The following is a 13,378-nucleotide window of genomic DNA, read 5'->3' as shown; positions in this document are numbered from 1 at the left end:
CAATTACTAAGAAACTCCTGAGTAGTTTTGTCAGTAAGTACTTACATTAAGCTATCCCAGAGCGACGCGAGCAGGCTTATCCAGGCGGCCACTAAGACCAATCAACAGAAATGCCACGAGAACAATGACCGCCCCAATCCACGGTGTTTGCGACAGACCGAAATGCTCAACCGTCTGCCCACCGATAATCGAACCCAGCGCGATACCGACGTTAAACGCGGCGATATTCAAACCGGAGGCCACATCCACAGCGTTGGGCGTATACAGCTCGGCTTTCTGCACAACGTACACCTGGAGACCCGGTACGTTGCCGAAGGCGAAGATCCCCATCACCAGTACCGTCGCCAGCGCGGCATACTGCATGGAGGCGGTAAACTGGAAGACCAAAAGCAGCACAACCAGGGCGGCAAAGATAATTTTCAATGCCGGGACTGCACCATGCTTATCCGCCAGCTTGCCACCCCAGATATTGCCGATCGCCACCGAAACACCATAGCCCAGCAGGATCCAGCTGACGGCGCTCGGTGAGAACCCGGCCAGGTCCTGCATCATGGGTGCCAGGAAGGTAAACGCGGTAAAGACCCCGCCGTAACCCAATGCCGTAATAGCATAGATCATCAGCAAACGAGGATGTGTCAGTACCTTCAGTTGATCGCGCAACGTCGCTGCCGCACGCCCCGGAATATTGGACGGGATCAGTACCAGACTGCTAATCAGCGCAATCACGCCCAGCAGTGAGACCGCAAGAAAAGTTTCGCGCCAGCCAAAATGCTGCCCGATAAAGGTGCCCAACGGGACACCCGTGACCAGCGCGACGGTTAAACCGCCAAACATAATGGCGATGGCGGAGGCGGCCTTCTCTTTCGGCACCAGACTTGTGGCAATTGTTGATCCGATAGAGAAGAAGACGCCATGAGCAAGACCCGTCAGCAGGCGGGCAATGACCAGCGTCGTATAATCCGGTGCCTGCCAGGCAAGGATGTTGCCCGCGGTGAACAGCACCATCAATGCCATCAGCAGCTGCTTACGCGGTAGACGGCCTGTAAGCGCGGTCAGCACCGGCGCGCCGATTGCCACGCCAAGAGCATAGATAGAAACCAGTAGACCCGCTGAAGGCAGCGAGATAGCAAGTTGGTCAGCAATCGTTGGAACCAGACCTACAATAACAAATTCAGTCGTGCCGATTGCAAAGGCACTGATCGTCAGGGCAAGTAGCGCCAGAGGCATAAAAAAACTCCGTCTCATCAGGATTAAGATGACACGAAGTATGCGCCAGTGTTTAAATAACAAAAATGCTCAAAGTATCAATAAAATTTTGCGGATAAAGCAACAATGAAAGCAACCTCTGAGGAGCTGGCGATATTCGTCGCCGTCGTTGAGAGCGGCAGTTTTAGCCGTGCGGCTGAACAGCTGGGACAGGCCAATTCTGCCGTCAGCCGCTCTGTCAAAAAGCTGGAGATGAAGCTGGGCGTCAGTCTGCTGAACCGGACAACCCGCCAGCTCAGCCTGACAGAAGAAGGTGAACGCTATTTCCGGCGCGTACAGTCCATCCTGCAGGAGATGGCCGCCGCCGAAACAGAGATCATGGAAACGCGCAGCACACCGCGAGGACTATTACGTATTGATGCAGCGACCCCCGTTGTGCTGCATTTCCTGATGCCTCTTATTAAGCCTTTCCGCGAACGTTATCCGGAAATGACGCTCTCACTGGTCTCTTCGGAAACCTTTATCAATCTGATCGAACGCAAGGTGGATGTGGCGATCCGCGCCGGGACATTAACGGATTCCAGTCTGCGGGCTCGTCCTCTGTTTACCAGCTATCGCAAAATTATCGCCTCTCCGGACTATATTGCCCGCTTCGGCAAGCCTGAGACGATTGATGAGCTGAAGCAGCATCTGTGCCTAGGCTTCACGGAGCCGGTATCGCTAAATACCTGGCCCGTTGCCTGCCACGATGGCCAGCTGCATGAAGTGGTCTGCGGTTTATCATCGAACAGCGGCGAGACGCTCAAACAGTTATGCCTTGAAGGAAATGGGATTGCTTGCCTGTCGGATTATATGATTGATAAAGAGATCGCGCGGGGTGAATTAGTCGAACTGATGGCGGATAAGCGCCTGCCGGTTCAGATGCCCTTCAGCGCGGTCTATTACAGCGACAGAGCGGTGAGTACCCGGATCCGGGCCTTTATTGATTTTCTGAGCGAGCATGTAAAACAGCTCCCGAAGGAGCTGTAAGAGGGTTTGGAGTACAGAGGGCGGGTTAATTTAATCCCAGTTCGGTGCCAGGCCTTCCGGACTAACCAGACGATCGTTGCAATCGAGCGCAGCGATCGCTTTTTTGTCATCCTGATCCAGCTTCAGATCCCGCGCCAGTAGGTTGCTCGCCAGGTTTTCACGTTTAGTTGAAGACGGGATCACCGCATAACCTTCGCCCATCGCCCATGCCAGAATCACCTGCGCTGCGGTTGCATTATGCTTAGCAGCAATGCGCAGAATGGTTTCATCTTTCAGCGCCTTGCCGTAAGCCAGGGTCATGTAAGAGGTAATATGGATGCTGTGCTGCTTCGCCCACTCCACCACCTGACGGTTTTGCAGATAAGGTGAAAGTTCGATCTGATTGGTGGCGATATTTTCTGCGCCAACGGCGGCAATCGCTCTTTCCATCAATGGGATAGTGAAGTTGGAGATACCAATTTCACGCGTCAGCCCCTGAGCTTTGGCTTCCAGTAATGCCTGCATAAATTCTTCAACGGAGACGGCATCGTTCGGTGATGGCCAGTGGATCAGCGTCAGATCAATATACTCCGTACGCAGTTTCTTCAGGCTCTCTTTGAGGCTTGGGATTAATTTCTCTTTACTGAGGTTCTCAGTCCAGATCTTGGTCGTGATAAAAAGTTCGTCACGCGATACACCGCTTTCTGCGATGGCCTGACCGACAGTTGCTTCGTTGTCGTAGATCTGGGCGGTATCAACTGCGCGATAGCCCAATTCAAGGGCGTTTTTAACGGATGCGATAACAACGTCGTCTTTCAGGCGGAAAGTGCCAAGATCGAATGCAGGGATAGTCATGAATTCCTCTTTTCTTCATCATGTTTGTTAATGAAGAGGATTATCGCTATCGGTGCTATGTGAAAAAAGAGCGTATTAAGCAGAGGATTTTTGCGTTAGAAGCAATAATCAAACGACAGGCAAGAAAAAAGCCCTGAGCGTTAGCTCAGGGCTTCTTATAAGTGGCGGAACGGACGGGACTCGAACCCGCGACCCCCTGCGTGACAGGCAGGTATTCTAACCGACTGAACTACCGCTCCACCGAATACTTCTACAAACACCGGTTTATTGCCCCGGTTCACTGCGTAATTTGATGCCTGGCAGTTCCCTACTCTCGCATGGGGAGACCCCACACTACCATCGGCGCTACGGCGTTTCACTTCTGAGTTCGGCATGGGGTCAGGTGGGACCACCGCGCTACAGCCGCCAGGCAAATTCTGTAATCTGTATCAGCTGAAAATCGTCTCAAATCCCACCGAAACAGCTTCGGCGTTGTAAGGTTAAGCCTCACGGTTCATTAGTACCGGTTAGCTCAACGCATCGCTGCGCTTACACACCCGGCCTATCAACGTCGTCGTCTTCAACGTTCCTTCAGGACCCTTGAAGGGTCAGGGAGAACTCATCTCGGGGCAAGTTTCGTGCTTAGATGCTTTCAGCACTTATCTCTTCCGCATTTAGCTACCGGGCAGTGCCATTGGCATGACAACCCGAACACCAGTGATGCGTCCACTCCGGTCCTCTCGTACTAGGAGCAGCCCCCCTCAATTCTCCAGCGCCCACGGCAGATAGGGACCGAACTGTCTCACGACGTTCTAAACCCAGCTCGCGTACCACTTTAAATGGCGAACAGCCATACCCTTGGGACCTACTTCAGCCCCGGATGTGATGAGCCGACATCGAGGTGCCAAACACCGCCGTCGATATGAACTCTTGGGCGGTATCAGCCTGTTATCCCCGGAGTACCTTTTATCCGTTGAGCGATGGCCCTTCCATACAGAACCACCGGATCACTATGACCTGCTTTCGCACCTGCTCGAGCCGTCACTCTCGCAGTCAAGCTAGCTTATGCCATTGCACTAACCTCCTGATGTCCGACCAGGATTAGCTAACCTTCGTGCTCCTCCGTTACTCTTTAGGAGGAGACCGCCCCAGTCAAACTACCCACCAGACACTGTCCGCAACCCGGATTACGGGTCCACGTTAGAACACCAGCCATTAAAGGGTGGTATTTCAAGGATGGCTCCACGCAGACTGGCGTCCACGCTTCAAAGCCTCCCACCTATCCTACACATCAAGGACCAGTGTTCAGTGTCAAGCTATAGTAAAGGTTCACGGGGTCTTTCCGTCTTGCCGCGGGTACACTGCATCTTCACAGCGATTTCAATTTCACTGAGTCTCGGGTGGAGACAGCCTGGCCATCATTACGCCATTCGTGCAGGTCGGAACTTACCCGACAAGGAATTTCGCTACCTTAGGACCGTTATAGTTACGGCCGCCGTTTACCGGGGCTTCGATCAAGAGCTTCTCCTTACGGATAACCCCATCAATTAACCTTCCGGCACCGGGCAGGCGTCACACCGTATACGTCCACTTTCGTGTTTGCACAGTGCTGTGTTTTTAATAAACAGTTGCAGCCAGCTGGTATCTTCGACTGATTTCAGCTCCACCCGCAGGGGCTTCACCTACATATCAGCGTGCCTTCTCCCGAAGTTACGGCACCATTTTGCCTAGTTCCTTCACCCGAGTTCTCTCAAGCGCCTTGGTATTCTCTACCTGACCACCTGTGTCGGTTTGGGGTACGATTTGATGTTACCTGATGCTTAGAGGCTTTTCGGAAGCAGGGCATTTGTTGCTTCAGCACCGTAGTGCCTCGTCATCACACCTCAGCGTTAACAAGGTACCGGATTTACCTGGAACCTCCGCCTACATGCTTAAACCGGGACAACCGTCGCCCGGCCAACATAGCCTTCTCCGTCCCCCCTTCGCAGTAACACCGAGTACAGGAATATTAACCTGTTTCCCATCGACTACGCCTTTCGGCCTCGCCTTAGGGGTCGACTCACCCTGCCCCGATTAACGTTGGACAGGAACCCTTGGTCTTCCGGCGAGCGGGCTTTTCACCCGCTTTATCGTTACTTATGTCAGCATTCGCACTTCTGATACCTCCAGCATGCCTCACAGCACACCTTCAACGGCTTACAGAACGCTCCCCTACCCAACAACACATAGTGTCGCTGCCGCAGCTTCGGTGCATGGTTTAGCCCCGTTACATCTTCCGCGCAGGCCGACTCGACCAGTGAGCTATTACGCTTTCTTTAAATGATGGCTGCTTCTAAGCCAACATCCGGCTGTCTGTGCCTTCCCACATCGTTTCCCACTTAACCATGACTTTGGGACCTTAGCTGGCGGTCTGGGTTGTTTCCCTCTTCACGACGGACGTTAGCACCCGCCGTGTGTCTCCCGTGATAACATTCTCCGGTATTCGCAGTTTGCATCGGGTTGGTAAGCCGGGATGGCCCCCTAGCCGAAACAGTGCTCTACCCCCGGAGATGAGTTCACGAGGCGCTACCTAAATAGCTTTCGGGAGAACCAGCTATCTCCCGGTTTGATTGGCCTTTCACCCCCAGCCACAAGTCATCCGCTAATTTTTCAACATTAGTCGGTTCGGTCCTCCAGTTAGTGTTACCCAACCTTCAACCTGCCCATGGCTAGATCACCGGGTTTCGGGTCTATACCCTGCAACTTAACGCCCAGTTAAGACTCGGTTTCCCTGCGGCTCCCCTATACGGTTAACCTTGCTACAGAATATAAGTCGCTGACCCATTATACAAAAGGTACGCAGTCACACCACAAGGGTGCTCCCACTGCTTGTACGTACACGGTTTCAGGTTCTTTTTCACTCCCCTCGCCGGGGTTCTTTTCGCCTTTCCCTCACGGTACTGGTTCACTATCGGTCAGTCAGGAGTATTTAGCCTTGGAGGATGGTCCCCCCATATTCAGACAGGATACCACGTGTCCCGCCCTACTCTTCGAGTTCACAGCATGTGTGCTTTCATGTACGGGACTATCACCCTGTACCGTCGGACTTTCCAGACCGTTCCACTAACACACAAGCTGATTCAGACTCCGGGCTGCTCCCCGTTCGCTCGCCGCTACTGGGGGAATCTCGGTTGATTTCTTTTCCTCGGGGTACTTAGATGTTTCAGTTCCCCCGGTTCGCCTCGTTAACCTATGTATTCAGTTAACGATAGTGCAACGGATTGCACTGGGTTTCCCCATTCGGACATCGCCGGGTCAAAGGTTCATATCACCTCGCCGGCGCTTTTCGCAGATTAGCACGTCCTTCATCGCCTCTGACTGCCAGGGCATCCACCGTGTACGCTTAGTCGCTTAACCTCACAACCCGAAGCTGTTTCACTTCGCGTTGTGAAAATTTGAGAGACTCGAACACACTTTCCATCTGTTCCTGTTACGGAGAACAGACACAGTGTGTCGTTTCAATTTTCAGCTTGATCCAGATTTTTAAAGAGCAAAACTTCGCAGCGCACCTTCGCAGGTACACTCTGAAGTTTTCATGTTGTCGCAGTAAAGATGGTGGAGCTATGCGGGATCGAACCGCAGACCTCCTGCGTGCAAGGCAGGCGCTCTCCCAGCTGAGCTATAGCCCCATCGTGGTCATCTCTGTACCGGTAATTTTTTCTGAGGCAAGGCGTGGTGACACGAAGCATACTGAAGTATGTGAGTGTCGCCGCAACGCAGCATCAGTAAAAATTTGGTAGGCCTGAGTGGACTTGAACCACCGACCTCACCCTTATCAGGGGTGCGCTCTAACCACCTGAGCTACAAGCCTGCAGAGATTTTTTACTGCTAATTTTCATCAGACAATCTGTGTGAGCACTGCAAAGGCAGGTTCTTTAAGGTAAGGAGGTGATCCAACCGCAGGTTCCCCTACGGTTACCTTGTTACGACTTCACCCCAGTCATGAATCACAAAGTGGTAAGCGCCCTCCCGAAGGTTAAGCTACCTACTTCTTTTGCAACCCACTCCCATGGTGTGACGGGCGGTGTGTACAAGGCCCGGGAACGTATTCACCGTAGCATTCTGATCTACGATTACTAGCGATTCCGACTTCATGGAGTCGAGTTGCAGACTCAATCCGGACTACGACGCACTTTATGAGGTCCGCTTGCTCTCGCGAGGTCGCTTCTCTTTGTATGCGCCATTGTAGCACGTGTGTAGCCCTACTCGTAAGGGCCATGATGACTTGACGTCATCCCCACCTTCCTCCAGTTTATCACTGGCAGTCTCCTTTGAGTTCCCGGCCTAACCGCTGGCAACAAAGGATAAGGGTTGCGCTCGTTGCGGGACTTAACCCAACATTTCACAACACGAGCTGACGACAGCCATGCAGCACCTGTCTCAGAGTTCCCGAAGGCACCAAAGCATCTCTGCTAAGTTCTCTGGATGTCAAGAGTAGGTAAGGTTCTTCGCGTTGCATCGAATTAAACCACATGCTCCACCGCTTGTGCGGGCCCCCGTCAATTCATTTGAGTTTTAACCTTGCGGCCGTACTCCCGTGCGGTCGACTTAACGCGTTAGCTCCGGAAGCCACGCCTCAAGGGCACAACCTCCAAGTCGACATCGTTTACGGCGTGGACTACCAGGGTATCTAATCCTGTTTGCTCCCCACGCTTTCGCACCTGAGCGTCAGTCTTTGTCCAGGGGGCCGCCTTCGCCACCGGTATTCCTCCAGATCTCTACGCATTTCACCGCTACACCTGGAATTCTACCCCCCTCTACAAGACTCTAGCCTGCCAGTTTCGAATGCAGTTCCCGTGTTGAGCCCGGGGATTTCACATCCGACTTGACAGACCGCCTGCGTGCGCTTTACGCCCAGTAATTCCGATTAACGCTTGCACCCTCCGTATTACCGCGGCTGCTGGCACGGAGTTAGCCGGTGCTTCTTCTGCGAGTAACGTCAATTGCTGAGGTTATTAACCTCAACACCTTCCTCCTCGCTGAAAGTACTTTACAACCCGAAGGCCTTCTTCATACACGCGGCATGGCTGCATCAGGCTTGCGCCCATTGTGCAATATTCCCCACTGCTGCCTCCCGTAGGAGTCTGGACCGTGTCTCAGTTCCAGTGTGGCTGGTCATCCTCTCAGACCAGCTAGGGATCGTCGCCTAGGTGAGCCGTTACCCCACCTACTAGCTAATCCCATCTGGGCACATCTGATGGCAAGAGGCCCGAAGGTCCCCTCTTTGGTCTTGCGACGTTATGCGGTATTAGCTACCGTTTCCAGTAGTTATCCCCTCCATCAGGCAGTTTCCCAGACATTACTCACCCGTCCGCCACTCGTCACCCGAGAGCAAGCTCTCTGTGCTACCGTTCGACTTGCATGTGTTAGGCCTGCCGCCAGCGTTCAATCTGAGCCATGATCAAACTCTTCAATTTAAGTTTGATGCTCGTGAATTAAACTTCGTAATGAATTACGTATGTTCACTCAGAGACTTGGTATTCATTTATTGTCCGAAGACATTAAGAATCCATGTCACTTTGAGTGCCCACACAGATTGTCTGATAAATTGTTAAAGAGCAGTGCAACGCGGCTTTCGCTCACCGTTGCGAGGTGGCGTATATTACGCTTTCCTCTTTCAGAGTCAAGCGATTATTTCACGCTTTTCTCTTCAACCGGCCCGGCTGTTAGTGTGAAGTGATTCACATCTGCCGTGTCGATGGAGGCGCATTATAGGGAGTTCTTCGGCACTGACAAGCGGAAAAAGACAATTTTATTTCAACCGCTCATCTTTTCGCCATAACGCCTATTTTTGCTGCTTTTTGATGGTTTCTGGCAGTGTTGCAAGGCTGTTAATGACGCAATCCGCTGCACTTTCTGCTTCTGGCGTGACCGGTTTGCCGGTGCGTACCAGAATTTTATGGCCTACACCTGCTGCGGCAGCTGCCTGCATATCTTCCAGTTTATCGCCCACCATATATGAAGCGCTCATATCTATATGAAGGAACTCTTGCGCGGAGATGAACATACCCGGGTGCGGTTTACGGCAGTCACAGGTCTGACGATACTCTTCTACGGTGCCTTGCGGGTGGTGCGGGCAATAATAGATACCGTCCAGGTCAACGCCACGATCGGCAAGCGACCAGTCCATCCACTCTGTTAAGGTCTCGAACTGTGCTTCAGTGAACTTACCGCGCGCGATGCCTGACTGGTTGGTAACCACCACCAGCGCAAAACCCATCTCTTTTAATTCACGCATGGCTTCTATTACGCCCTCGATGAATTCAAATTCGTCTATCTCATGTACATACCCATGATCGACATTAATTGTGCCGTCACGATCGAGAAAAATTGCGGGTACTGATTTTGCCACCGGTTTGCTCCTGAAAAGGGATGTCTGCTTAGTATCTCATGTTTCACTGCGCAAGAAAGTGCTCATCGCGCAGAGTTGGATTGATTTAGACGTCTGGATGCCTTAACATCCGTTTTGTTGACGGTCATCGCCCGCATCAGGCAGCAGAAAATGCCACGGCTAACTTACATACGATAAAAATAATCTAATGATTAAACTTTCGAATATCACCAAAGTGTTCCAGCAAGGGAACCGCACCATTCAGGCGTTGAACAACGTTAGCCTGCATGTTCCGGCTGGACAGATTTATGGCGTCATTGGCGCCTCAGGTGCAGGTAAAAGTACGCTCATTCGTTGCGTTAACCTGCTTGAACGTCCGACCGAAGGTCACGTTCAGGTGGATGGCAAGGAGCTGACTACCCTTTCCGAATCAGAACTGACTAAAGCTCGCCGCCAGATTGGCATGATCTTCCAGCACTTTAACCTGCTCTCCTCGCGCACCGTGTTTGGTAACGTTGCCCTGCCGCTGGAGCTGGACAATACGCCAAAAGACGAAATCAAACGCCGCGTGACCGAACTTCTGGATCTGGTCGGTCTGAGCGACAAACACGATACCTTCCCGGCGAACTTATCCGGTGGACAAAAACAGCGTGTAGCCATTGCCCGTGCCCTGGCCAGCAACCCGAAAGTGCTGCTCTGTGACGAAGCCACCAGCGCCCTGGATCCCGCAACTACCCGCTCGATACTGGAGCTGTTGAAGGACATTAACCGTCGCCTGGGACTGACCATTCTTCTTATTACACACGAGATGGATGTGGTTAAACGCATCTGCGACTGCGTGGCGGTGATCAGCAACGGGCAACTGATTGAGCAAGACGCCGTAAGCGAAGTGTTCTCTCATCCTAAAACCCCCCTGGCGCAACAATTCATTCAGGCCACCCTGCATCTGGATATCCCGGAAGACTATCTGGCCCGTCTGAAAAGCCAGCCTGAAGCCAACAGTGTTCCGATGCTGCGAATGGAGTTTACCGGCAAGTCAGTGGATGCACCGCTGCTGTCCGAAACCGCCCGCCGTTTCAATGTGAATAACAACATTATTAGCGCGCAGATGGATTACGCCGGTGGCGTCAAGTTCGGCATCATGCTGACTGAAATGCACGGCACGCAAGAAGATACGCAGGCTGCTATCGCCTGGCTGCAAGAGCATCATGTAAAAGTTGAGGTACTGGGTTATGTCTGAGGCAATGATGTGGTTGCTGGCACGCGGCGTATGGGAAACGCTGGCGATGACCTTCGTATCCGGCTTCTTCGGTTTTGTCATTGGTCTGCCGGTGGGCGTGCTGCTGTACGTTACCCGTCCGGGTCAGATTATTGAGAACGCGAAGCTGTACCGCACGCTCTCTGCGCTGGTGAACATCTTCCGTTCCATTCCCTTCATTATTCTGTTGGTCTGGATGATTCCATTCACCCGCGTTATTGTGGGCACGTCCATCGGCCTGCAGGCCGCTATCGTTCCCCTGACCGTGGGCGCAGCACCCTTTATCGCTCGTATGGTTGAGAACGCGCTGTTAGAGATCCCGTCGGGCCTGATTGAAGCCTCTCGCGCTATGGGTGCGACGCCGATGCAGATCGTACGCAAAGTCTTACTGCCTGAAGCGCTGCCGGGTCTGGTCAATGCGGCCACCATCACGCTGATTACCCTGGTAGGTTACTCTGCGATGGGCGGTGCTGTCGGTGCAGGCGGTCTGGGTCAGATCGGTTATCAGTATGGTTACATTGGCTACAATGCTACCGTCATGAATACCGTGCTGGTTCTGCTGGTTGTACTGGTTTATCTCATTCAATTCTCTGGCGATCGCATCGTCCGGGCTGTTACGCACAAATAACGTTACACAACACAAACTCGACGAGTTAAGGATAAAAACATGGCGTTTAAATTTAAGACCTTTGCTGCGGTAGGCGCGCTGATCGGCTCTCTGGCACTGGTAGGTTGTGGCCAGGACGAAAAAGATCCAAACCATATCAAAGTAGGCGTTATCGTCGGTGCGGAGCAGCAGGTTGCTGAGACGGCAGCAAAAGTGGCGAAAGAGAAGTATGGCCTGGACGTTGAATTGGTTACATTCAACGACTACGTTCTGCCTAACGAAGCGCTGAGCAAAGGCGATATCGATGCTAACGCCTTCCAGCACAAACCATACCTGGATCAGCAGATCAAAGATCGTGGCTACAAGCTGGTTGCGGTAGGTAATACCTTTGTTTACCCAATCGCAGGCTACTCCAAAAAAATCAAATCATTAGAAGAGCTGCAGGACGGTTCTCAGGTGGCGGTACCTAACGACCCAACTAACCTTGGCCGTTCCCTGCTGCTGCTGCAGAAAGTGGGTCTGATTAAACTGAAAGACGGTGTTGGCCTGCTGCCAACCGTTCTGGACGTAACCGAGAACCCAAAAAACCTGAAAATTGTTGAGCTGGAAGCACCACAGCTGCCACGCTCTCTGGACGATGCGCAGATCGCCCTGGCGGTTATCAACACCACTTACGCCAGCCAGATCAACCTGACCCCAGCGAAAGACGGTATCTTTGTAGAAGATAAAGATTCTCCATACGTTAACCTGATCGTTACCCGCGAAGACAACAAAGATGCGGAAAACGTGAAGAAGTTCGTCCAGGCCTACCAGTCTGATGAAGTTTACCAGGAAGCAAACAAAGTCTTTAACGGCGGCGCAGTTAAAGGCTGGTAATCTGACCTTTGTGTAATATCATTCAGGACGGGCGAAAGCCCGTCTTGTCATTTATGCAGGCAACTGATTCAATATCTGACGATTTGATAATTCATTGAGGAAACATTATGCGTGCTTTACCGATCTGTCTTTTAGCACTGATGCTGAGCGGCTGTTCTATGCTAAGCAGATCTCCTGTTGAACCTGTTAAAAGCACAGCAACCCCGCCAAAAGTGGAGCCTGAGAAGCCAAAAGCGCCACGTCCTGCGCCGGTAAGGATCTATACCAAGGCTGAAGATTTAGTGGGTAAACCGTTCCGCGATCTGGGTGAAGTCTCCGGCGATTCTTGCCAGGCCACCAACCAGGATTCTCCTCCCAATATTCCCACTGCGCGTAAACGCATGCAGATCAATGCCTCTAAAATGAAGGCCAATGCGGTTCTGCTGCACAGCTGCGAGGTGACCAGCGGTACACCTGGCTGCTACCGTCAGGCCGTTTGCGTAGGCTCTGCCCTTAACGTCTCGGCGAAATGAGTGCTTTCCAGTTCGAGCAGATAGGCGTTATTCGCTCGCCGTATAAAGAGAAGTTTGCCGTGCCGCGCCAGCCCGGGCTGGTAAAAAGCTGTAGCGGCGAACTTCACCTGCTCGCGCCTTATAATCAGGCCGATGCCGTGCGCGGACTGGAAGCGTTCAGCCATCTGTGGGTGCTGTTTATCTTTCATCAGACCATGGCTGGCGGCTGGCGCCCTACCGTGCGCCCGCCTCGTCTCGGCGGTAATGCCAGGATGGGCGTATTTGCTACACGCTCGACGTTTCGCCCGAACCCTGTCGGCATGTCGCTCATCGAGCTGAAAGGCATTCGCTGTCTGAAGGATCAGGTGATCCTCGAGCTCGGCAGTCTGGATCTGGTGGATGGTACGCCCGTGGTGGATATCAAACCGTATCTGCCCTTTGCCGAAGCCCTGCCGAATGCGCGCGCCAGCTACGCCCAGCAGGCTCCTCAGGCTGATACGCCGGTCTGGTTTAGCGATGCGCTTCTCCCACAATTAATCCAGCTGGAAAAGCGCTACCCTCGCCTGCGGGAATTTATTGTCGACGTGCTGGCCCAGGATCCCCGTCCGGCCTACCGCAAAGAGGAAGAAGCCGGAAAAACCTACGCCGTTCTGCTGCTGGATTTTAACGTTCGCTGGCGGGTCACAGCGGCGGGCTTCGAAGTGTTTGCCCTCGAGCCGCAGTAATTT

The 13,378-nt window shown here is 52.8% G+C and carries 8 protein-coding genes, 3 tRNA genes, 3 rRNA genes and 1 pseudogene; 6 read left to right on the top strand and 9 right to left on the bottom strand.

Annotated features, from left to right (window positions below; all coding sequences use genetic code 11):
• Positions 1-51: 51 nt before the first annotated feature.
• Entirely contained in the window at positions 52-1,227 is a 1,176-nt protein-coding gene (locus tag FHN83_RS16060) for an MFS transporter (protein ID WP_039032073.1), read from the bottom strand.
• Positions 1,228-1,332: 105 nt separating this feature from the next.
• Between FHN83_RS16060 and yafC the strand changes: the two are divergent.
• Positions 1,333-2,264: pseudogene (gene yafC / locus FHN83_RS16055) on the top strand (DNA-binding transcriptional regulator YafC).
• A gap of 1 nt (position 2,265) precedes the next feature.
• On the opposite strand, the gene dkgB reads toward yafC, so the two are convergent.
• The 8 genes from dkgB to gmhB form a co-directional block, all read right to left on the bottom strand.
• Positions 2,266-3,069 (bottom strand): 2,5-didehydrogluconate reductase DkgB, encoded by an 804-nt coding sequence (gene dkgB / locus FHN83_RS16050; RefSeq protein WP_139564366.1) that lies wholly within the window; start codon positions 3,067-3,069, stop codon positions 2,266-2,268.
• 162 nt (positions 3,070-3,231) lie between these two features.
• Positions 3,232-3,308 (bottom strand) — tRNA-Asp (locus FHN83_RS16045).
• Positions 3,309-3,363: 55 nt separating this feature from the next.
• Positions 3,364-3,479, bottom strand: a 5S ribosomal RNA gene (gene rrf, locus FHN83_RS16040).
• A 65-nt stretch (positions 3,480-3,544) separates the two neighbouring features.
• Positions 3,545-6,444 (bottom strand): 23S ribosomal RNA (locus FHN83_RS16035).
• A 196-nt stretch (positions 6,445-6,640) separates the two neighbouring features.
• Positions 6,641-6,716: transfer RNA gene (locus FHN83_RS16030), tRNA-Ala, on the bottom strand.
• A 105-nt stretch (positions 6,717-6,821) separates the two neighbouring features.
• A tRNA-Ile gene (locus FHN83_RS16025) sits at positions 6,822-6,898 on the bottom strand.
• Between the two features lie 70 nt (positions 6,899-6,968).
• Positions 6,969-8,504: ribosomal RNA gene (locus FHN83_RS16020) — 16S ribosomal RNA — on the bottom strand.
• Together the 16S, 23S and 5S rRNA genes with 3 tRNA genes alongside form the textbook arrangement of a ribosomal RNA operon.
• Before the next feature lie 368 nt (positions 8,505-8,872).
• Positions 8,873-9,439 (bottom strand): D-glycero-beta-D-manno-heptose 1,7-bisphosphate 7-phosphatase, encoded by a 567-nt coding sequence (gene gmhB / locus FHN83_RS16015; protein ID WP_139564365.1) that lies wholly within the window; start codon positions 9,437-9,439, stop codon positions 8,873-8,875.
• Between the two features lie 187 nt (positions 9,440-9,626).
• Here gmhB and metN point away from each other — a divergent pair, with 187 nt between their 5' ends.
• From metN to tsaA, 5 genes are all read left to right on the top strand, one after another.
• Positions 9,627-10,658 carry a methionine ABC transporter ATP-binding protein MetN gene (gene metN / locus FHN83_RS16010; RefSeq protein WP_139564364.1) on the top strand — a complete coding sequence of 344 codons (1,032 nt, stop codon included), beginning with the start codon at positions 9,627-9,629 and terminating at the stop codon, positions 10,656-10,658.
• Positions 10,651-11,304 carry a methionine ABC transporter permease MetI gene (locus tag FHN83_RS16005; protein WP_039030285.1) on the top strand — a complete coding sequence of 218 codons (654 nt, stop codon included), beginning with the start codon at positions 10,651-10,653 and terminating at the stop codon, positions 11,302-11,304. The genes metN and FHN83_RS16005 overlap by 8 nt, the downstream gene beginning before the upstream one ends.
• 39 nt (positions 11,305-11,343) lie before the next feature.
• Entirely contained in the window at positions 11,344-12,159 is an 816-nt protein-coding gene (gene metQ / locus FHN83_RS16000; protein WP_039030286.1) for a methionine ABC transporter substrate-binding lipoprotein MetQ, read from the top strand.
• 107 nt (positions 12,160-12,266) lie between these two features.
• A complete protein-coding gene (rcsF, locus tag FHN83_RS15995) occupies positions 12,267-12,671 on the top strand; it encodes an Rcs stress response system protein RcsF (RefSeq protein ID WP_039030287.1) in 405 nt (134 codons plus the stop codon).
• Positions 12,668-13,375 (top strand): tRNA (N6-threonylcarbamoyladenosine(37)-N6)-methyltransferase TrmO, encoded by a 708-nt coding sequence (tsaA, locus tag FHN83_RS15990; protein WP_039030288.1) that lies wholly within the window; start codon positions 12,668-12,670, stop codon positions 13,373-13,375. The genes rcsF and tsaA overlap by 4 nt, the downstream gene beginning before the upstream one ends.
• The last annotated feature ends 3 nt before the right edge of the window (positions 13,376-13,378 follow it).

Source organism: Leclercia adecarboxylata (genome assembly GCF_006171285.1).
GTDB lineage: Bacteria > Pseudomonadota > Gammaproteobacteria > Enterobacterales > Enterobacteriaceae > Enterobacter > Enterobacter barmai.
Note: the sequence above shows the minus strand (reverse complement) of the source record. Positions and strands in the feature narration are given on the sequence as shown.